This is a genomic window from Paenibacillus sp. ACRSA, assembly GCF_022346845.1.
Lineage (GTDB): Bacteria > Bacillota > Bacilli > Paenibacillales > Paenibacillaceae > Paenibacillus.
This window is the reverse complement of the sequence record NZ_JAKRNP010000018.1, coordinates 1-20,805: the sequence shown is the minus strand read 5'-3', so window position 1 is coordinate 20,805 and position 20,805 is coordinate 1. Positions and strand designations below refer to the sequence as shown.

The window sequence follows — 20,805 nt, the reverse complement described above, 5'->3', positions numbered from 1 at the left end:
CAGCTTATCGCGTGTTGGCATAATAACGTAAGACGTGTAGGATCAACACGATATGTAGTCGTCCTTTTTGAATTGGATAGCAATTATTATACTTCCGGATCATCTCCAGAGCATGCTTGTCTTACCGGACTCAAACCCGATAGGCAAAAGGAGCGATTGTCATGCTGACCCGAAAAATGCTAAGTCAGGGATTGCCTGTACTATGGACAGAACGCCTTGTGCTTCGATCGTTACGTCAGAATGATTTTGGCACATTGTCGGAATTGTTTTCCGATCCACAGATCATCCGCTATGTGAACAGGGGGAACCAGCCAACACCGGTTCGTGCCCGGAGATTATTGAATCAGATTCGTAGTAGTAGTGCGAAGCTTGAATCGCTACATTACGGGATATGTTGGAAAGGTAGAGAACCGCTCATTGGGATCATTTCGTTTCAGCATTGGAATGAACAGCAGGGTACAGCGCAGATTGGATACATCGTGAGCAGATCTTGTTGGGGCTTAGGGATAGCTACGGAGGCGCTGCGACGGATGATTGAATTTGGTTTTGCGGAGCTAGACTTGTCGAAAGTGGAAGCACGTTGTTACGAAGCTAACGTATCATCTGAGCGTGTATTACACAAAAGTGGTATGACTTATGAACGGACGTTGCCTTCTTTTGGTTCAGTGGAGAATGACGCCACCAGTGAAAGTGATACGTTGATGGACGTTAAAGTATACAGCATGTACAGAGAGCAACAGGTTCAAGTCATTATGGAGGATAACTTCCAGACCGTGGTCTTCGACAAGCCTCAGGTGACATAGAATAAGATAGTTGAAACATCTAATTTGTACTTCAAATAATTTGTTACACAAATGAAATATAGCTGCAATTGAACTCTAACAGACAGCGGGTAAACTTATCTCATGACCCCCTTTTTGATAAATATATTATGCTGTTGGAACCCGTGCGAACGGGTTCATTTTTTTTTGCTCTCATATAAAATCGATCACAACGAAAACACAGAACCCCACTATGGAATGAGCTTCCATGTGGGGTCTTGGCATGCTGTAAGCGGACTGTGCCATTATAAAGGAACAATCTGCATCTGTTTTTGTTTGAAATATACCCATTCTGTAAATCCAATCTCCAGCAAGCGAGTACGCACTTCTTCCAGCTCGTCCCCTACACGCTGAGGTTTGTGAGCATCTGATCCAAACGTTACTTTCACACCGTAGTGCTGGGCACGTTCGAGAATGGCATCTGAAGGGTACCAGCCTCCGCTAAGCTTTGTTTTGCCTGACGTATTAATCTCAATCGCTACGTTCGAAGCAGCAATCACCTGTAACGTCTCATCAATGGCCTCATCTGCAATAATATCGGAGAAGGAAGGGTAGTTGCCCTTCATTGCATCGATGTGACCTAAGATCTGAAACATTCCACTTTGAGCAGACTCCCGAATCAAGGAATAATAACTCGTTTTCACTTCAACTTTGCGTGCGTCGCTAAGTCCTTTCCACCGCGTCTTATTGAAGATACTGACATCCTCGGTATGATGGACAGATCCAATAATATAGTCAAAAGGGTACTGCCCAAGGGTGTCGCGATACAGCTCCGCATGGATAGGGAAATAATCGGATTCAATGCCGAGTAACACGTCAATCTTGCCCGCATATTCTTGTTTCAGTGACAGGACTTCTTCGACATAGTTACGTAATTCCGATTTTGCCATTGCAATGCGCGGAAACGCCTGCTCCTCTTCACTACCAAAGTACGGCGTATGGTCGGAGATACCGATGGCTTGAAGTCCAGCCTCAATACCTGCATCAATATAGTCACGAATGTTACCGTCTGCATGACCACAACGAAAATGATGTGTATGAAGATCAAATTTCATTAGAAATCCTTCCTTTCTCATAGCTCATTTGTCATTCAGAACTGATGAACTGCGTCTCAGGCATACCTTTTAGATCACTTAGAAATTGCTGCATGGCAGAGTTGAGGTACCGGCTAGATTTGTAAATGACGCCGACGGGATGACTGACCTCTAATTCACTTAGTGGGATCATTCGCAGCGTACCTTGCCGCAGCTCATGCGCGACAGATTGCTTAGATATCACAGCCGCTCCCAGATTGATCTCAACCATACGTTTGACTTCTTCACTACTCGATAACTCCATAACAATATTGGGTTGAATATCATACTTTTTGAATACAGCTTCTGTAAAACGTCGCCCCACAGTATCAGGGGACAATAGAATCAGCGGGGTGTTACGCAATACGTCCACGGCAGCGTGCTTTTGCTTTGCCAGGGGATGGGCAGGAGAAACGACGAGTTCAAACGTATCGTAATACAACACAGCGGTATTCAGATTCGGATTACGTTCCGTAAGATAACCGATACCGATGTCGACCAAACCATTTTCGACCTGAGTATAAATTTGTGAGGACGGTAGGGACTGAATGCTCGTTTTGATTAGAGGGAACTGATCCTGAAAGTAGGACAATACCCTTGGTAAAATTTGAATGGCGATGGATGTCGTTGTAGCGAGTACAATCCTTCCCTGCGGTGTTTCATCCAGATCGGACAGCTTCTGTTTCAATTCATCCACAATATCCAGCATGCGCTCAGCATGCTCCAGAAATACTTGGCCACGGTCAGTGAGTGTGACAGGTTGATTACGATCTACAAGAACGGTGTTGAATTCATCCTCCAGACTTTTGATCTGGGCAGAGACGGCAGGCTGAGTGAGATTCAGTAATTCTCCCGCTTTGCGGAAACTCATCGTTTTGGATATCGTAATCAGCGTCTCCAGTTGGCTGATATTCATGTATTTCCTCCTAGCGGGCAAAGTATCGACTACATATTAAGCTTGTGAGTGGAATCCGTAACGTTTCATAGTTCCGTTATCTTAAATTATAGGTGATTCAAGGGAACAGGGCAATAAATCTAACATCACGAAGTTTTCAGAACATATGAATTTATAAAATGAGTTGTTCAAATAAGAAAAGCGACTGACTAAGCGTCAGCCGCCTGAAGATCATTCCGATATCAATGTCATGATCTGTTAAGTGGTAAACCTATGTTACTTGCGTTCCATAACGGCAAAATAATTTTCTTCATCATCGGCAAAGTTAAATACTCTTCCAAAAGGCAAATCCACTAATTCGCCAACGGTAATCTCTTTATCTTTGAAATCCTGATAGAGCTGATCAATGTTCGGGGTGAAAAACATAAGAGAAGGTGTGCCTAGATTAACGCCGGGCGACATTTTGGCAACGACCTGCTTGTCTTGAAGAACAAGGCTCGTTTCAGCATCCGGGGTTGCGGCAATTTCATACCATTTCATTTCCGGGCTGAGGCTCTCTTCTGCGATGACATGGAAACCTGCCTTTTCTGTCCAAAACTGTAGAGCCTGTTCCTGGTTGTTGACATACAGCATGATTTGACCGACTTGATTAATCATTTAATGATTCACTCCCTAGTTAAATGATGGCATGGCTTATGAGGAACTTATTTATAAGAACCTCGCTATAGACCGACGATCTGGAGAGCAAAAAACAACCTGAGAAAGGATTAAAATCTCTCCTATTCTTCTATACCATAGCAGGCGGTAGAAGTCATGTTTTTTTCATGATGAAAGGCTTCTGATCTGATCTTCCCGAAAATAATGCTTAAGAACTTATTTCCGATTTATAACATTTTATTTTTTAGTCTTTTCAATAAAACAGTAAAATAGTCCTAAATCCCTTTGCATGGGCTTAGTAAGTAAAAAATTACCTGAATAATATACAAAAAACCCTGTTGTTTCGCTAAAATTAGCTATAAACATTTGCCACATAGATGACGATAAATTATAGTACACATTCATTGATGAATTCATGATGTATTCTTGTACGTGATAAAGTATAATAAATTTATAGAATATGGGACTTTTGGTGTGTGACCAATAACCCAGTGCGAGGGGGACATAAACAGTGAAAGCGGAAGTGATTAATCCTTTCCTGGAATCAGCACGCAACGTATTTGAACAGCTCATCCAGGTTTCGCCTTCCACCGGAAGTCTTGGCGTGAAAAATGTAGAGTACATTGCTGACCATGTCTGGATCGTCATTGGAATGACTGGACAAATGAGCGGAAATATTGTATTTGGCATTCAAGAGTCGGTTGCTTTGAAAATTGTTTCAGCCATGATGGGCGGTTTTGTTATCACGGAAATGGACGATATGAGTAAAAGTGCAATCTCCGAGCTAGGTAATATGATCAGTGGTAACGCAAGTACCATTTTGTCCAATCAAGGTGTGGTTGTGGATATTACACCTCCACAAGTCATGAAATCGGAACATTTGACTGCATTTAGTGCAACGAAAGCATTGAGCATTCCATTGTTGATGGATGGCATTGGTGAGATGGATATTCAGGTGATGATCTCGTAGAATAGAATCATAGGCCTCAAGGGGCAATATGTGTTCACTACGGGAGGACATCAGATATGCTGAAAGATCAGGTTGTATTCATCACTGGCGCGTCGAGTGGGATTGGCGCACTCTGTGCTCAGATGCTGATAGAAGAAGGAGCCATTCCTATCTTGGCTGCCCGTTCGCGGGACAAGCTTGAAGAGATTGGTGCTTCGCTGAATGGGCAACATGAACTCCTTACGCTGGATGTCACCAATGACGAGCAGGTACAGGCAGCGATAAGTAACATGTTAGAGAAGTATGGACGAATCGATATATTGTTGAACAATGCGGGATATGGAAAGTTTGCTGCAATGACGGATATGACCGTGCAGGAATTCGATGAAATGATGGACGTGAACTACATGGGCATTGTTCGTTGCACGAAGGCTGTGTTGCCGCACATGCTGAAGCGTGGCACAGGACAGATTGTGAATGTAGCCTCCATGGCTGGCAAAATCGGAACGGCAAAGTCAGCTTCCTATACAGCAACCAAACATGCTGTACTCGGGTTCAGTAACGCTCTACGTCAGGAGTTGCGTAAAACGGGAGTAAAGGTGACCACCATTAATCCTGGGCCGATTGATACACCGTTCTTCCATCGTGCAGATCCATCTGGCAATTATGTCAACAATGTACGCTGGATGATGTTGAAACCTGAGGATGTTGCAAGACATATGGTTCAGGCGATGAAAAAGCGTAAAGAAGAAGTGAATTTGCCTCGAATGGCATCTGCCGGGATATGGCTGTATCAGTTGTTCCCACGTCTTGCGGATCGCTTGTCACATGGTTTCATGAATCAGAAGTGAGCGACGGATACGAACCATCGAGTGACAGCGTGTTCAAGTATAATATAGTAATGGACATCACGGTTGAATTATGGGAAGCTCCGCCGAGGAGCTTTTCTTTTTTTTGGTTAAGATTTGGTTCATAGCTGCTTTTCGCATATAATGAAAGTTAATGTGATGAGAGGCTTATCCCACGGAAAAATAAAAGAATAAAATTAAAGGATGGACATACATGACGAATACATTTGCTTCAATTGGCGTAGCAGAGGATCTTGAGAAAGTACTTGCCGGACATGGCATTAATGAACCTTCTCCTGTGCAGGCGCAGACCATACCAGTGATTTTGGAAGGGCGAGATGTCGTAGCTAAATCCCAGACGGGAACAGGCAAAACACTTGCTTATTTGTTGCCTCTTCTGCAAACGATCAAAAGTGATGTAAAGGGCACACAGAAACTTATTATCGCCCCTACACAAGAATTGGCTATGCAGATTGTACGTGAAGCACAGCGTTATGGAGAAGAACGTAAAATTGGTGTTCTAGGCTTAATTGGAGGCGCAGCGGTGAAACGTCAGATTGAGAAGCTGCGTGAGCATCCAGCACTTGTTGTGGGAACACCGGGACGATTGAAAGAATTGATTACATTGAAAAAGTTGAAAATGCATAACGTCTCCACAATTGTCATTGATGAGGCAGACCAAGTATTCCAGCTTGGTGGTGTGAGTGACGTTGATTTTGTTCTACGCAGTGCACTCCGCGATCGTCAGCTTATTTTCTTATCAGCAACGATTGATGAACATACGGCTGGTCTTGCCAAGCGAGAGATGAAGGAGCCTGTTCATATCGGAATTGAACCAGAGCGTGCAACCGCAGCAGGGCTTGAGCATTTTTATTTTGTCGAGGAAACACGGAACAAAATTGATATGCTGCGTCGTCTCGTTAGACAGTACAATCCGGATCGTGCTATTGTCTTCGTGAATGCTACGGAAGATATCGGTGAAGTTGAAGCCAAAATGAATCATTTGGGTCTATCCGCAGCCGCGCTATATGGGGATGCTGATAAGGTTACACGGAGCAATGTCTTGTCCGCGTTCCGTAACGGTAAAATCCAATTGTTGATTGCGAGTGAGGTTGCCGCGAGAGGATTGGATATCGAAGGATTGCCGATGGTTATCAATTATGATCCTGCGTTTGATTCAGAGTATTATGTTCACCGCGCAGGTCGTACTGGACGTATGGGACGAAGTGGTATTGTGCTGTCCATTGTAGATGAAACACAGATCTTTATTATGCGTAAATTTGCACGTGAGCTGGGGATTGAGCTTACAGAGCGTGTGTTGTTCGGTGGTAAAGTGTTAGAAGCAGATCCACGTCCTGACACGCGACCAGAAGGGCATTCCTTCAGTCGGAAGCCAGGCTCCGCAAAAGGTCGCAAACCGGGACAGGCAACACGTAATGGTGGTGCAAGAGCAGTGATATCGAATCAACGTGATGTTGGTAACAAACCAGCCGGTAATACAGGAAGAACGGATCGCAACCAGGATCGCAAGAACAAGGGAGCGCCAAAATGGAGCAAGGGGAACACACCGCGTTCCGAAGAATAAAACCTGACGAAAGAGGTGCAGGGATTCATGAGTAATGTTCAATCCCCGGTATTGGAAATCAGCGGGTTAAGTGGAGGATACAGTGCCAAGCGGCCTGTCCTCCACGGCATTGATCTGAAAGTTGGACGCGGAGAAATGGTCGGACTGATCGGATTAAATGGCGCTGGTAAAAGTACAACGATGAAACATATCTTAGGTTTGATGACCCCACAACAGGGTGAAGTCCGCGTAATGGGTAAGACGAGGGAAGAGGATGCTCAGATCTACCAATCCGCGATGGCTTTTGTTCCAGAGTCACCAGAATTGTACGACGAGATGACAGTCATGGAGCACTTGGAATTCACAGCAAGAGCGTATGGCGTCTCGGAAGCCGATTTCAAGCAACGTACGGAAAAACTGCTAGATTTATTCCGTATGCGGGAGAAAAGTACCAGTCTGTCAACTCACTTGTCCAAAGGAATGCGGCAGAAGGTTATGATTATGTGTGCATTTGTAGCAGGGCCACCACTCTATATCATTGATGAACCTTTCTTGGGGCTCGATCCACTTGGGATTCGTTCATTGCTGGATTTCATGCTGGAGATGAAAGCATCCGGATCATCCATCCTGCTCAGCTCGCATATTCTCTCGACCATAGAGAACTATTGTGATCGGTTCATTGTTCTGCATCGTGGACAGGTCATCGCTCATGGAACTCTGGAGGAGCTGCGTTCTCAATACGGAGAGTCGAATACAACGCTTGAGCATATGTTCTATTCCCTCGTACAAGGCAGGGATTGAGTATGGATCTGAGGCTGTTATGGAAGCAAAGACGCACGGGCTTTTGGAATAAAATTCTGCCTTATCTGGGATATGTCATTCAGAGCGGGGTAGCGATGGTATTTCTATTTCTTATCATTGCCTTCTCCGCTTGGTACACCTCATTTGTACAGAACATACCTGCGGGCTTTCCGATTCGCTGGATTACATTGCTTCTGCTTACCCCTTTGGTGTTATATAGCGGATATCGTACATATCTTCATCCAGCAGATATCGTATTTTTACGTCCCCAGGAACATCGGATGCATGAATATTTGAAGAACAGCTTTGCCCGTGGCGTAATCTACAAAACGTTGGGTATGCTGCTCATCTTCTTTACGCTGTGGCCACTCTATGTAAGGGCAGATCAGGACGCTAAACCTTTCACCTGGTTTCTCCTGCTCTTACTCGTGTGGAAGGGACTATCAAGCTACGGTGCATGGCAAGAGCTACGTATGGTTCAGGTGGGGGCATCCAGGGCATTTCGTTTGCTTCGCTGGGCAACCGCCATTCTTGCTGTGGCCGCTTGGGTATGGCAGCCACCAGCGCGCAGTATTTGGTTTTTGCTGTTGCTGGCTGCGGTCTATCTAGTAGCTCTGCGCATACCTGTGAAGCATCGGGTGGCTTGGGAACGTCTGATTCAGGTTGAGCAAGGTCAAGCAGGCCGAGTGATGCGAACGTTGGGGTGGTTCGTAGACGTACCTTCCTCAGGACAAAGGGTCAGCTCGAGGCGCTGGCTTAGCAAATGGGGAAGTGGACTTGCGTGGAGTGCAGGAAAAGCGTACCGCTACCTTATTACGAAGACGTTCATTCGCACAGAGGTATTCTCCATTGTTGTACGTTTAATTGTGCTCGGCATGCTGTTGTCTTGGTGGACGGCAGGTACTTATTTTGGCATCGGCGCATACCTAGTGTTCCTATTGCTGGTTGGTGTGCAGTTGGGGGCACTTCGTCGTAGTCACGCTGAATCATTCTGGATTATGATCTATCCGATCTCGGGTGAGAGCCGCCGTTCACAAGTGCTGGGCTTCATTTCGAATCTGCATGCGTTGTCTGCTCTGCTGATGTGGTTGCCGATGCTATCGAGTGGGATCGGTGGATTCACGATAGCGGGAGCAGGGTTGATTTTGGGCGTGCTGGTTATTGTGTTGATGCGACGTTCGCAAAGTAAGAAGTGGCTGAAGGAAGAAGAAGAGGAGTAGACTGCACTCTTATGCATTCCTGACTTTGACGAGCAATAATGATGTGTAAGGCTCAATGTCAGTAGTTAGAATGCGTAGTAGTATTGCCAACGGCATTTACTAGGTGATTTGCTTGCATCGTATAGTTTGTATTAAAGTAAGCCTCTTACGGTGGTTGCCGTAAGGGGCTTTTTTGCATGCTTACGATACCTATCGTGTATACCTACCTTATTTTTTGAATACCGCGATGTCTTAAATGGATGTATATCCAGTACGGTTACGAAGAAAAAGCCCGTAAAGGTAGGGGGTTCTGACATCCCTACGCAGTGCGGGCGGCTAGAATTACAGATCAACATGGACAATGTCGCATATTGATCGTACATAAACTGTGGTGTGAGAGGTCGGCTACCCACGAATGGATAGCCGCCTACTGACGTGTTGTCTGACATATCCCTATGCCTCTAACAACACGGACAGATCGTGTGTAAGGTTGAATTCATCGTGCAGAATGAATACAACAGATCGGGACTAGTAGAGGAACGACTTAGTGATGATTACAAGCAGGATGAACAATACAAGAATCGCACCTGTGTTTGTAAATCCTCCGAATCCGTATCCATAACCGCCTCTTGTTTCTTCAACTCCAGACATGGTCATTCCCCTTTCAGTTCGTTGTTGGCACGCCCTTGCGTACACCGTATATTATGTGACTTGGGTGTTGGCTGATTGGGCCTTTGCCTTGTATTCCTGAGGAAATAACCATTTTGGGCGGTGTATGCTAAGAAGATAACCGATAATATTGAGTAAAAGCGGTAGGGACGGTAGGGGATCTAACGGTTCGATCTGCTATCAATCTTTACACAGATAACATGCCAAATACCCCTCTAAATGATGAATACATCACCAAGAGGGGGGGGGGCTTGTAGGAAGGTTAGGTTCATAATGAACCTAACCTATTTATATTAGTCACATCGCAATAACATACTAAGTTAAGTGGCTTGTAATTCCTGAACTCCACGGTAAATGGTATCGAAGAGATCTTCCAAGTTGGATTCTTCAATACAGGAGAACGCGATTCGCAGATCAGTCTCACCCAGCGCAATTGTCCCGACGCCGTATTGTTGTAACAAATGGGTACGGAGTGCCTCAGCGCTGACTTCTTTCAGCTTCAGACACATGAAGTAACCGGAGTTGAACGGATAATACTCCCATACATCTCCATACTTGCCGCTATCGAGAAGAGCCTTCACCTTGTTGGCACGGCCTTTCATAATTTCAAACTTCTCCTGCTTCTGAGCTTCGAACTCTGGTGCTTTCAATGCATCGAGTACAAATGTCTGAGAAGGGTGCGGCCCACTGGAGATGGTCGCCCGGATAATACCGAGAGTCTTTTGTTCCATGGCATGCAGCACAGCAGCATCTTCGTGGGCATACGTGATAAAGCCTACGCGGAAGCCCCATACGAATTCCTCTTTCGTTGCGCCATCGATTTTGATAGTCAGCACACGAGGGTGGATGCCTGCGAGTTTGCCAAACAAGGACTCGTGAATCGAATTTTCAAAGAAAAGTCCGAAGTAAGCATCATCTGTTACAACGACTACATTGACACCTGCTTCAGCTGCTTGATGAATCGTATTCACAATCGCATCTGCTTCTTCTGGGCCTGGCGTGTAACCTGTTGGATTGTTCGGGAAGTTGAGTAATACGATTGCTTTGCCCTTGTCTTTCTGAGCAAGCAACGCTTCGAGCAACCCCGCACTGTTGAAGTTTAACTGATCATCAAACAGTGGATAATGAACCAACTGAGCATGACGGCGAATTCCGAAAGTCAGCTCATAATTTTCCCAGTTTTTGTCTGGATATATAACAGCGTCGCCTTCATCTGCGAACAAATCGGCTACAATACTGAGTCCATGAGTTAATGCATTCGTTACAATTGGGTTGCCGAAAGACTTACCTGCCAATGAAGGGGTCTCTTTCAACATCTTCTCTTTCCAAACACTCCGCAATTCAGGCTTGCCTGCAGGAGGAGCATATGGGTATAGGTCCTTTGGTTGGAATGCGGACAGCTTCTCCTGAATCACCGGTAGATGCATAGGCACTCCGCCTTCTAGGGCGATACCAATCGTGGCATTATAGGTTTTGGCCAGACTTGCTGCTTCAGCAGACTGACTCAAGATACCTTCTTTCGGGAAATAAATTTCTTTGCCGAGCTGCGACAGCATCGAGTAGACGTGACTGCTGCCTGCCTGAATACTTTCGTTCAACTGTTCAGCCAGTGGATTCATTCTTTTCATCCTTCCAAGTCTTTGGGATTCAACTGCCTAACATTATAACACCTTGACATCCCCCCGTCACGGAAATTACGCATAATGACAGTTATAACACTTTACCGCGTTGTTGTGGTTTGAAAATAGGGGTTTATTACTGATGAAAAGGGCAGTATTTTCGCATCATTTCAGCGGTCTCTGTATCCCTTCCTTCGTTCCGAGCTTCCAGTTTACTACTGAGATCCTCGAACTCTTCAGACGAGAGATTTTGACCGAATTTGAACTTGGCGGTTAGACGCTCTGGCGTAATTTGCACAACGGCTACAGCTTTGAGTTGCCCAGTGTAACGTGAGTCCGCTGCATCGATAGGGACATAGCCACCTTGTGGCTGGAGTTTCTCCATGAATCGTTGTAGAACCCTACCTTTTATCTCTAAGTCTTTTACCGGCTCTGCTTGACCAAACGCCATGACGCTCTTGAAAAAGGAGGTTGCCGGACAAGCCAGCTCTGGATCAGTAAAATAGGAAGGAATCAGCGAAAACTCCTCGGCAACTGTAAAACTAACCGAAGTATTCTGCTTAATCTGTTTCATTTTCTCTCCAGCAAGGCTGCCATGAAAATAAAAACAGCCGTCCATATAAACAAAATTCAGTGGCGTCACCCGAGGCTGTCCATCTGGGCTGATCGTTCCCAGAAAACCAAAGGAGCATTGGTCTAGAAAGGTAATGATCTCTTGTTCTTCTTCTACTGTAAATTCTTTTCGTCTCATCGTTGTTCCCCCTGAATTGGTTTTTTAATCGAAAAGGTTGCTTTATCCTAACAATAGAGCGTACATTGACATATAAATAGATCCAATTTACATTCGAATTTATAGTCCAATTTAGTAAAGCTGAGAGATACAAAGGAGACGCATGATGGAACTCTGGTTACCGATGGATACATATGAGCAGCAGCACCGATACAAATATGTCGCACTATACCATGCATTGCGTGATGCTATACATGCAGGCACGTTGACCGGAGGAACAAGACTGCCCTCCACACGTGAACTCGCAGTTCAGTACAGTATGTCACGCGGTTCTGTAGCACAGGTGTATGATATGCTGCTTGCAGATGGTTACGTTGAGGCTTATCGAGGGAAAGGCACATTTGTGACAGACACATTAACGACAGCGACTAAAAAGGGTACGGAAGCCAAGATTGTCCTGTCTGCATGGGGAGAGCGAGTGGCAGCATTGGATACTCAAAAGGGAGATACGCCTGCCCTGGCACAAGGGAAATCCATCATTAACTTTCAGGTGCAGCGCATGCCAGCAGAGCATTTCCCGGAGTCAGAGTGGAAGAGTGCATTGGCGGCTGTTCATCGCAGCGATTGGCGTGAACATAGCAGTGCCGCAGGAGACCTAGAGCTGCGAGAAGCGATTGCCTCTCATCTTAGATGGACACGGGGCATAGATGCGGATGCCTCTCAGATCGTATTATTCAGCGGTTCCATGCAGGGAATTGTACTGCTAGCGCAGTTACTAATCTCAGAGGGAGAAGCAGCCGTATTAGAAAACCCAGGATACCAAGGCATAGCTCATGCAGTGAAATCTTGCGGCGGTGTTATTATTCCAACGGACATTGATGCTCAAGGCATTATTCCTAAAGACTGGCGAGCACAGGTGTTATTTGTAACACCTACCAGGCAATTTCCAACAGGCGCTGTTCTTGGTCTTGAACGACGTAAGGCATTACTTACGTGGGCAAGCAAACGAAATGCCGTCATTATTGAGGATGATTATGATAGTGAATTTCGATGGGGAGGAAGACCGATTGAACCACTCAAAGTGCTTGATCGGGAACAACGTGTTGTCTACGTAGGCTCTTTCTCACAAACGATGGTAGCTTCGTTCCGGCTTGGTTATGCAGTGCTGCCTCCAGCGCTCGTAGATCCCCTTCTCGCGGCTAAAGCGTTGTATGAACCTGTACCACCTGCATTGCTCGAACAGCGCGCACTCGCAAAGTGGATGATGCGGGGAGGGTATTTGCGGCATTTACGACGTTTAACCCGGTTGTATGGGGAGCGACATGCCTTTTTTGTTCGTGAGATGCAGCAGCAATTGCCCCAAGCATTTACCATGCAGCCAGGGGATGCAGGACTGCATATTTATGCGTCTTGGAATGGTGATCGCGAGCGTTATATCCGGTTCAAAACGTTAGCTCAGGAGGATGGTGTATTATTCCGTGATGCGGCACGTTATCAGCTCACACCAGGTCATCCTGCAGTCTGTTTTGGCTTCGCACATTTGGAGGAGGATGAGATTGCGGAGGGCATTAACCGAATGCGAATCGCTTGGGAGAAGAGTACATTTTCGTTTCGATGAATTCCGCTGTATAATAGAATAAGACATTTTGCTCCCATAGGGGCAGAGAATATATATATGAGTATATTGCATCATTTCAACGGGGTTTGCGTACACGGATTGGGTAACCTGAGATGAACAATTCGTAAACCTATGCCCCAAACGATAGGAATGGGTACGATGCAATGGCTAGAGATTAACATTCAAGGGGGAGTGGCGACATGCTGCAGGCATCGCCGTCATCATTTGTTATTTTGCCCGCTGTCGCCAAAATAGTCTGCGAACCGGGATGGAAGTGGCAGAAGCGGGAAAAACCGATGCAGAATTATGATTTATTTTATGTGTGGAGCGGTGAGGGGACTGTTGTGCTGAATGACCAGCCTTACGAGGTGGGTAAAGGAAGTTGTTTCCTATTTAGACCAGGAGATCATACAAGTGCTACACATAATAGACAGAAACCGCTTGTACTGACGTATATCCATTTTGATGTGGATGTGGACGTTACGGATGTGCCTCAGTCCTATCGTGAAGTCCAGGAGACGGTGGAGTTTGAACATTTGTTGGCACGGTATGTAAGATTGTTCCTATCCGACGTATACGGTCGCACCGAAGAGAGTCGGTTGATCTTGAAACAGTTGATGATTCATCTATTGCGTGCGGATACGGAAGCACCTGTCGAGAAAAAGGTGAGTAACCAGCTATCGGATGTGATTCAGGAAGTGGCGAATTATGTTCGTCAGCATCCGGGGATCACGCATCGTGTGGAGGATTTGGCTGCACGAGCTGGGCTGTCTCCGCGTTATTTCTCGATTAAGTTTAAAGAGTTAGTTGGTTCTTCCGTACAATCGTATATCATTCGTATGCGTATTGAGCGTGCTGAGCATCTGCTCGTGCATACAGGCATGAATGTCACCGAAGTGGCGGATGCTTTAGGTTATCGGGATATCTTCTTTTTCAGTCGTCAGTTCAAGCAGTATACAGGCAAAAGTCCTTCCGAGATTCGTTAGGGCGTGTTTGAAACTCTGAAGGATGCAAATTTTGCCGAATTTTTGTTCCAAGCAAGGAAGTTTTTCGCAGGCGTGCCGGGGCACGTCAAGGGAAAGTGACGCAGCAGGGGACGAAAAGGGGTAAAAGATGCACTTCAGTGAGTTTTCAGATACGTCCTAGGTCTTCATGCCAGGATGCAGCATAACGTTTCAAGTCTGGGAGTCAGGGGTAAGTAAAAAGCATTCCAGATGAACAAACGAAGGGGGGACTTAGGATGAACGGAAAACGGCGGATCCGCAACCGGGGATGCTCTACAAAAGGATGCTTTATTTTCCGGAACCGTCTGCGTCGATCGAAACCCGCAGATGAGTTGCAAGACGTATGGTTTTAAGGAGATATCAGTCGATCAATGATTACGGAGTGAGGCTTCGTAATGCTTGTATACATGAAGTGTAATGAATGTATCATGCTATCATGATACATAGACTAATCTAAAAAGGATGGCGGAGACCCTGATTACAGGTGTTCCGCCATCCTTTTTAATTGTGCATGAGATCGGCCTGTCTTATGAGTATCAGTGAATTGGTTTCAAGCGGCCGAGCAATGTTCCCATTTTGACGGAATCTCCCGGCTGTAAGCCAGGTGTAGGTTCGAATGTACCACTTTGCGTTAGGAGAACCACCGTAGAGCCGAATTCAAAATAGGCTAAATCATCACCCTGTGCCCATGTGCTGGTGTCTGCATCAGCATACTGAATACTGCTCACATTCATCGCACCGACCTTAACCACAGCTACTTCTCCATAATCATGGGCGATGTACGTAATCAGCCGTTCGTTGCGACTCAGCACGGATCTCATATGTGTCAGACCAAAATCATTCACGGGGTAAACTTTCCCCTTGATATGTTCGCTCTCAATCCTGCGTCCGCTAACAGGTGCATGAATGCGGTGATAGTCGCGAGGGCTGAGATACAGGACGAAGGCATAACCATGTTTGTACTTCTCCAGATGTGGTGAATGATTCAACAATTCAGCAAGTGTATAGTTTTGTCCCTTAACATTCAGGAGTGTTCCTGCGGATATTGGACCCGCTGCCGTAATTTTGGCATCTACTGGACTAATTAGCGCATGTTCCGAAAGGTCTAATGGGCGCATGCCTGGTTTTAATTTGCGAGTAAAAAAATCATTCAGTGAACGGTATTCCTTCCAGTCTTTCTCTGCTTCCTGAACAGGGATGTCGTAGGTCCGGACAAAATAAGGAATAAATGCCTTGCTTCCTCTGCTCTTGGAGAAGGCTCCCACAGTTCGCGAGATCCATTTGCGAGAAGAAAGCTCAGTCATTAACCGTAACAGCGTTTTTGCCATGAATATCCCCCTTAGGGTTAATGCGAACATCAAGGCCGGTAGGACCCGGCCGTTCTGCATAATATTGACACAGAATGCCACCGAAATCAATACGGGTACTTACGGTACGTCTGTGGTTGTCTAGGGATACGTGAATTCTGCTCTAGTAGAAGACGGCCATATGCCATCGGTTCATGGTAACTTGCCCTCCATTGTTCCCCCAGACCGGCTTTACGGAAACCGTAACGCTGATCCCGTCCATTACATTCAATAAAATAAATCTGTCCGTCGCGGGCGATGCCTAAATCAAGACCTAGATCCGCAAGATGAGGAAGGCTTGCCGCCAGCGTTTTGGCGATACGCAGTGAGACTAAGCGGATTCTGGATTCCAGTTGTGCGAGCTCGAAGTTATTCACATCAGAGCCTAACACCTCATCCAGCGTCATGACCTTACCGCCTTGTGCGATATTGGTGACAAAGGTATGTGTCGGAGCAGCTTTGGCGAATAGTCCAGTCACTCCCCATAGACCATCCATTCCACGTTGTACCGAAACACGCAGATCCACCGGTCTTCCTTCGTATCGGATGAGAGGAATACGCTCTTCAATAAGGTGTGCATACCGGAAAATTCGGCGCAGGATGGCTGAGGGTAGCTGCCCCTTGGTTAGTCGAAAGGTGGCCCAGCCTTTGCGAGAAGCTCTCGTTTCACGGGTTAATTTCCAATGCCCGTCTTGCTTGAATATTCGGATAATGCCATGCCCAATACTTCCGCTACATGGCTTAATGATCAAATCATTATAATGCTCCATCATATCCGTTAACGATTCAGGTGTGGCTCTCACGGCATGAGGCAGATGCTCTCTCAGTAATGGTTCCTGACGGAGCATGTCGTGAATGTGATCCTTACGGTAACGATTACGAACGTTATATACCTGAATACCTTGCAAAAGTAAGGTAGTAACTTGATGCTGTTCCGCTCGGCGGAGCTGAAGCGCACGGTTATGAATGACTGTGGGTAAGGGCATTTTTTGCCTGACGTATCCGTCTTCTTTTTTTACATAGGCTATACAGGTTTTTGTGTTGAAATCGATATCTTCGAGCCGCAAAAAACAAGGGATCAATCCGTGGCTGGCTGCTGCCTGCTCATAATTCGCGAGTGATTCCTGACCGGTTCTTCCGGCGGGTATCCCTCGGTACATGCGTGAATCGAACATAATGCCGATCGTCTCTTGTGGCATGACCGCTCCTCCTTCAAAGTTATCAAGGCACTGGTTCGTCCGTTCATGGCATACCCGTACTTATATGATATCGTATGACAGTTTTGCTCGGAGGGCATGGACAGCAGCCTTTTTCGATGTAACCGTACGCAGCCTATTTCACTTCATGGGGTTCATCTGATCCGTTCTTACTTGTACATGATGGCTCGCTATGGATAAAAGTCCGGATTAGAAGTGGCAGATGCCTAGATTGAAGCATATGATGCCGGAGACGAACGTGAGAGGAAGGAGCAAGCTGCATGAGTAAAAGAGGCAAAAAGAAGGTTCTTACGCCGAAACTGCGGCATGTGAGCCCGAAGTTTAAGGAATTGGAACTGACGGATCGCCGTATCGGCTCGATAAAATCGGATCCGTTCTTGCACAAGGAAGAACGGCTGGAGACATCTGTACCTGCTCCTAGAGCCATTCAAAATCAGACACCTGTAGAAACCTCGCCAGTATCAGCGGATCAAGCTGCAGATGGAACAAACGCAAAAGAAGTTAAGCCAGAAGTGGAAGCAGAAGCGAAATCAGAAGTAAAAGCAGAAGTAAAAGCAGAAGTAAAAGCAGAAGCAGTACAACCTGAACCCAAAGTGGCAAAGGAACCGGAGATACCAGCACCCGTAGAAGAAACCAAGCAAATTCAAGTTAGCAGTGTAGCGCCTAGTGTTCTAGAAGAATCGAAGGAAACGACAAGTCAGGATCGCCGATATATCTTGAATCAGAATCAGATGCCAGGCTCAACGGGGGCATACATCTATACGGATGACTTGAGTGAGTATGCGGTAACAGAGAGTAGACTTGCACCGTTCTCGGTAGATGCATCCAAGTTAAAACCTGGAGCTGTTGGCAGCGAGGCATTACAAGATTATGCAGTGACCAGTATTCATATCGCAGATGGTGCGATTGTATCTGCTAAACTTGCCGAGGCATCCGTATCAGAGGAACATTTAATTGATGGCTCGGTATCTGGTTACAAAATACGTAATGCTTCTGTTGGCGGAGAGAAAATAAGAGATGGCAGTATCACATCGCAAAAGCTGGGCAACCAGGTCATTGATGCGGCCAAAATTGCGGATGGTTCGATTGGCACTAGGCATCTTAGTCGCATGCTCGTCACGGAGGAGTTAATCAAAAACCAAGCCGTTACTGGAGATAAAATTGCCATCAGCGGTGTAGATACTCGCCACCTGACAGGCGGAGCGGTGCATACATCCAAGTTAGCGGACGAAGCAGTGACAACAGCTAAAATTCGTGAGGGAGCGGTCACTAGCAGCAAGATCGAAGAACAATCGGTGGAATCTCGTCATATTCAGTCAGGTGCGATCAAGCAGACTCATCTGGCTGAAGGAGCAATCAATCGTTCCCAGCTCGCGGCAGGTAGTATTGGAAGTGAGCAGATTGAAGACGGTGCAATTGAAGCAAGACATCTGGCTGAAGGCTCGCTGAGCGGAAGACATCTGGTGGATGGCGCAATTGGATCCAATCAGCTTCGGACTGCTGCTGTAGGTAGGGAACAGATCGGTACGGGCGAAGTGACCAATGAACATCTGGTGGATGGTGCCGTGACCAGCAGTAAATTGGCAGATCAATCTGTAGGGACAGCCAAACTGCTGGAACAGTCCATTACAGCTTCTAAGATTGCGGATCAGAGTATCGTTGCTTCCAAAATTGCCGATGAGGCAGTGCATGGGAAGCATATCGCAAAAGGCTCTATTCGTGCAGAGCATATTGCCAACCGGGGGATCTCACCTGTGCATGTGGATAATGCAGCGATCCATTCCATCCATATTGCGAGTGGAAGTATTGAGGCTACGCATTTAGCCACAGACAGTGTGTCTGCGGATGCGATTGCACCCGGGGCTGTCTCCACATCGCATCTGACGGAGTCTGCGGTAGGTACGTATGAGCTGCAGGATGGAGCGGTAACCGACGCAAAGCTTGCGGATGAAAGTATAACGGAAGAAAAATTAGGCTCGGCATCGATCAGCAGCAGAGCTATTGCGCCAGGAAGTGTGTCATCATCTCATCTTGCTCACGGCGGAGTGACGGGTGCTCATCTTGCGCCAGGTAGCGTGGGTTCCGATGCTCTTCGACCATATGCAGTGAAAGCGGAGCATTTAACCGAGCATGCCGTAGGCGTACCTCATCTACAGCCAGGAAGTGTGCAAACGGATGCCATATCTCGTGGTGCGGTTACTACAGATAAATTGGCTCCAGGAAGCGTGACTTCCAGCCAGATTGCTGGAGGCAGCATCTTCCCACCACATCTCACAGATCATTCGGTTACTTCACCAAAATTATCACCTGAGAGCGTTGCTACAGATAAATTAGCAGATTTGGCTGTGACCTCAGCTAAGCTCGCAGATGGTAGCGTCACATCCAGTAAAATCATGGCTGAGAGTATTACGGCTAAGCATATTCCGGCGGGAACGATTCGTGGTTATCATCTGAAGCAACACTCGGTATCACTGGAGCATCTGGCAGATGAGATCCGGTCACCAGAATTATTTGCAGATGGAAGTATTACAGGCAATAAATTACGTCCTGGTTCAGTCAATGCAGAACATCTGGTTGCAGATTCCGTATCTTCGGACACATTACAACATGATTCAGTGAGCAGTGAGCATCTGCAGCCATCCGCAGTAACATCCATTCATCTGGCTGATGGCAGTATCAAGTCGGATCATCTGAGCAATCAGATCGTTCATTCACAACATCTGAAGGCAGATAGTGTTCATGGGGAACATATCAATGAGCAGGCCATTACATCCCATCATATTCTACCCGGGTCCGTTCAGACGGATCATCTGGCACCGTTATCGGTAACAGAAGCGCACCTGCAACCAGGCTTGATTAGTGGTTTGCACCTCAAGGCCGATTCAATTAGCACCGTTCAGCTTCAGCAAGACGCAGTACAATCACGCCATATTCATGATGGAGCTATTTTTGCCCATCATATCCATGAACGGAGTATTGGCACAGCTCATCTGGAAGAAGAATCGGTCAGCACGATTATTTTGCAAGAGGAATCCGTGACTCGCTCTAAGCTGGCAAGTGGCAGTGTAGATGGCAGCAAATTGGTGCCAGGAGCCGTATCTGGTGTGCATTTGTTGGGAGAGAGCGTACAGTCGGCTCACATTCAGGACGGAGCCATTCGAACAGATCATATTCAAGCACAAAGTATTAATGCAGATCACATTCAGAGTGGTGCGGTTCAAGGAGATCACATTCAGGAGCAAAGCATCAGCGGAGAACACATTCAAGTACAGAGTATTGATGCTTCTCATCTGGAAGTGGGAAGTGTAACAACCGAGGCTTTGCAGAGCGGAGCCGTGACGTTGGATAAACTCGCTGAGGGCAGTGTAGATGGCAGCAAATTGACGCCAGGAGCAGTATCGGGTGAGCATCTGACGGAAGAGAGTGTGCAATCAGCTCATATTCAGGATGGAGCTATCCAAGCAGGTCATATCCAAACGGACAGCATCTACGGAGATCACATCCAGAGTGGTGCGGTTCAAGGAGACCACATCCAAGCACAAAGCATCAACGCAGGACACATTCAGAACGGAGCTGTTCAAGAAGAGCACATCCAAGAGCAGAGTATCCGTGCGGATCACATTCAAGAACAAAGCATTCGCGCGTCACATCTGGAAGTGGGGAGTGTAACAACAGAGGCTTTGGAGAGCGGAGCCGTGACGTTGGATAAACTTGCTGAGGGCAGTGTAGATGGCAGCAAATTGACGCCAGGAGCAGTGTCGGGTGAGCATCTGACGGAAGAGAGTGTGCAATCAG

17 protein-coding genes are annotated in these 20,805 nt (G+C 46.6%); 9 read left to right on the top strand and 8 right to left on the bottom strand.

All coding sequences use genetic code 11. The annotated features are described in order from the left end of the window. Positions 1 to 161: 161 nt before the first annotated feature. A complete protein-coding gene (locus MH215_RS26750; protein ID WP_239294021.1) occupies positions 162 to 803 on the top strand; it encodes a GNAT family N-acetyltransferase in 642 nt (213 codons plus the stop codon). Between the two features lie 263 nt (positions 804 to 1,066). On the opposite strand, the gene MH215_RS26745 is transcribed toward MH215_RS26750, so the two are convergent. From MH215_RS26745 to MH215_RS26735, 3 genes are all read right to left on the bottom strand, one after another. Continuing rightward, positions 1,067 to 1,876, bottom strand: a complete 810-nt coding sequence (locus MH215_RS26745) for a histidinol-phosphatase (protein WP_239294020.1) — start codon at positions 1,874 to 1,876, stop codon at positions 1,067 to 1,069. Positions 1,877 to 1,907: 31 nt separating this feature from the next. Further along, the gene (locus tag MH215_RS26740) at positions 1,908 to 2,810 is read right to left on the bottom strand and encodes a LysR family transcriptional regulator (RefSeq protein ID WP_056702477.1); all 903 of its coding nucleotides are present in this window, start codon (positions 2,808 to 2,810) and stop codon (positions 1,908 to 1,910) included. 255 nt (positions 2,811 to 3,065) lie between these two features. Continuing rightward, positions 3,066 to 3,446, bottom strand: a complete 381-nt coding sequence (locus MH215_RS26735) for a VOC family protein (protein ID WP_239294019.1) — start codon at positions 3,444 to 3,446, stop codon at positions 3,066 to 3,068. A 511-nt stretch (positions 3,447 to 3,957) separates the two neighbouring features. Here MH215_RS26735 and MH215_RS26730 point away from each other — a divergent pair. The 5 genes from MH215_RS26730 to MH215_RS26710 all read left to right on the top strand — a co-directional run bounded on the left by MH215_RS26730 (position 3,958) and on the right by MH215_RS26710 (position 8,828). Next, on the top strand, positions 3,958 to 4,416 hold the full coding sequence (locus MH215_RS26730; protein WP_056702483.1) for a chemotaxis protein CheX: 459 nt from the start codon (positions 3,958 to 3,960) through the stop codon (positions 4,414 to 4,416). A 56-nt stretch (positions 4,417 to 4,472) separates the two neighbouring features. Beyond that, positions 4,473 to 5,246, top strand: coding sequence for an SDR family NAD(P)-dependent oxidoreductase (locus MH215_RS26725; RefSeq protein WP_056702486.1), 774 nt, complete (start codon positions 4,473 to 4,475; stop codon positions 5,244 to 5,246). Positions 5,247 to 5,457: 211 nt separating this feature from the next. Beyond that, positions 5,458 to 6,828, top strand: a complete 1,371-nt coding sequence (locus MH215_RS26720; RefSeq protein ID WP_239294018.1) for a DEAD/DEAH box helicase — start codon at positions 5,458 to 5,460, stop codon at positions 6,826 to 6,828. Between the two features lie 27 nt (positions 6,829 to 6,855). Next, the gene (locus MH215_RS26715) at positions 6,856 to 7,608 is read left to right on the top strand and encodes an ABC transporter ATP-binding protein (RefSeq protein WP_056702492.1); all 753 of its coding nucleotides are present in this window, start codon (positions 6,856 to 6,858) and stop codon (positions 7,606 to 7,608) included. A gap of 2 nt (positions 7,609 to 7,610) precedes the next feature. Then, positions 7,611 to 8,828: an ABC transporter permease gene (locus tag MH215_RS26710; protein WP_239294017.1), complete on the top strand. Its 1,218-nt coding sequence runs from the start codon at positions 7,611 to 7,613 to the stop codon at positions 8,826 to 8,828. A gap of 507 nt (positions 8,829 to 9,335) precedes the next feature. Here the strand turns inward: MH215_RS26710 and MH215_RS26705 are convergent. The 3 genes from MH215_RS26705 to MH215_RS26695 all read right to left on the bottom strand — a co-directional run bounded on the left by MH215_RS26705 (position 9,336) and on the right by MH215_RS26695 (position 11,846). Further along, complete coding sequence (locus MH215_RS26705; RefSeq protein ID WP_217363759.1) at positions 9,336 to 9,458, bottom strand: YjcZ family sporulation protein; 123 nt, start codon at positions 9,456 to 9,458, stop codon at positions 9,336 to 9,338. A gap of 338 nt (positions 9,459 to 9,796) precedes the next feature. Beyond that, entirely contained in the window at positions 9,797 to 11,095 is a 1,299-nt protein-coding gene (locus tag MH215_RS26700; RefSeq protein ID WP_056702498.1) for an aminotransferase class I/II-fold pyridoxal phosphate-dependent enzyme, read from the bottom strand. A 136-nt stretch (positions 11,096 to 11,231) separates the two neighbouring features. Beyond that, the gene (locus tag MH215_RS26695) at positions 11,232 to 11,846 is read right to left on the bottom strand and encodes a pyridoxamine 5'-phosphate oxidase family protein (RefSeq protein ID WP_239294016.1); all 615 of its coding nucleotides are present in this window, start codon (positions 11,844 to 11,846) and stop codon (positions 11,232 to 11,234) included. A gap of 142 nt (positions 11,847 to 11,988) precedes the next feature. On the opposite strand from MH215_RS26695, the gene pdxR reads away from it, so the two are divergent. Next, on the top strand, positions 11,989 to 13,443 hold the full coding sequence (gene pdxR / locus MH215_RS26690; protein WP_343224617.1) for a MocR-like pyridoxine biosynthesis transcription factor PdxR: 1,455 nt from the start codon (positions 11,989 to 11,991) through the stop codon (positions 13,441 to 13,443). A gap of 200 nt (positions 13,444 to 13,643) precedes the next feature. Beyond that, positions 13,644 to 14,429 carry a helix-turn-helix domain-containing protein gene (locus tag MH215_RS26685; protein WP_056702506.1) on the top strand — a complete coding sequence of 262 codons (786 nt, stop codon included), beginning with the start codon at positions 13,644 to 13,646 and terminating at the stop codon, positions 14,427 to 14,429. A gap of 554 nt (positions 14,430 to 14,983) precedes the next feature. Here the strand turns inward: MH215_RS26685 and asd are convergent. Next, entirely contained in the window at positions 14,984 to 15,775 is a 792-nt protein-coding gene (asd, locus tag MH215_RS26680; RefSeq protein ID WP_128103402.1) for an archaetidylserine decarboxylase, read from the bottom strand. Between the two features lie 86 nt (positions 15,776 to 15,861). Then, positions 15,862 to 16,992: a YheC/YheD family endospore coat-associated protein gene (locus tag MH215_RS26675; protein ID WP_239294015.1), complete on the bottom strand. Its 1,131-nt coding sequence runs from the start codon at positions 16,990 to 16,992 to the stop codon at positions 15,862 to 15,864. Positions 16,993 to 17,270: 278 nt separating this feature from the next. On the opposite strand from MH215_RS26675, the gene MH215_RS26670 reads away from it, so the two are divergent. Next, positions 17,271 to 20,805, top strand: a 3,535-nt coding sequence (locus tag MH215_RS26670) for a hypothetical protein (RefSeq protein ID WP_239294014.1), incomplete at its 3' end; no start/stop codon positions are given.

Bases quoted from the DNA above. Each gene is read 5' to 3' on its own strand.
- MH215_RS26715 (WP_056702492.1), top strand. From the start codon at position 6,856: ATGAGTAATGTTCAATCCCCGGTATTGGAAATCAGCGGGTTAAGTGGA.
- MH215_RS26685 (WP_056702506.1), top strand. From the start codon at position 13,644: ATGCTGCAGGCATCGCCGTCATCATTTGTTATTTTGCCCGCTGTCGCC.
- MH215_RS26705 (WP_217363759.1), bottom strand. From the start codon at position 9,458: ATGTCTGGAGTTGAAGAAACAAGAGGCGGTTATGGATACGGATTCGGA.
- MH215_RS26695 (WP_239294016.1), bottom strand. From the start codon at position 11,846: ATGAGACGAAAAGAATTTACAGTAGAAGAAGAACAAGAGATCATTACC.
- MH215_RS26725 (WP_056702486.1), top strand. From the start codon at position 4,473: ATGCTGAAAGATCAGGTTGTATTCATCACTGGCGCGTCGAGTGGGATT.
- pdxR (WP_343224617.1), top strand. From the start codon at position 11,989: ATGATGGAACTCTGGTTACCGATGGATACATATGAGCAGCAGCACCGA.
- MH215_RS26720 (WP_239294018.1), top strand. From the start codon at position 5,458: ATGACGAATACATTTGCTTCAATTGGCGTAGCAGAGGATCTTGAGAAA.
- MH215_RS26740 (WP_056702477.1), bottom strand. From the start codon at position 2,810: ATGAATATCAGCCAACTGGAGACGCTGATTACGATATCCAAAACGATG.
- MH215_RS26735 (WP_239294019.1), bottom strand. From the start codon at position 3,446: ATGATTAATCAAGTCGGTCAAATCATGCTGTATGTCAACAACCAGGAA.
- MH215_RS26710 (WP_239294017.1), top strand. From the start codon at position 7,611: ATGGATCTGAGGCTGTTATGGAAGCAAAGACGCACGGGCTTTTGGAAT.
- MH215_RS26675 (WP_239294015.1), bottom strand. From the start codon at position 16,992: ATGCCACAAGAGACGATCGGCATTATGTTCGATTCACGCATGTACCGA.
- MH215_RS26745 (WP_239294020.1), bottom strand. From the start codon at position 1,876: ATGAAATTTGATCTTCATACACATCATTTTCGTTGTGGTCATGCAGAC.
- asd (WP_128103402.1), bottom strand. From the start codon at position 15,775: ATGGCAAAAACGCTGTTACGGTTAATGACTGAGCTTTCTTCTCGCAAA.
- MH215_RS26750 (WP_239294021.1), top strand. From the start codon at position 162: ATGCTGACCCGAAAAATGCTAAGTCAGGGATTGCCTGTACTATGGACA.
- MH215_RS26700 (WP_056702498.1), bottom strand. From the start codon at position 11,095: ATGAATCCACTGGCTGAACAGTTGAACGAAAGTATTCAGGCAGGCAGC.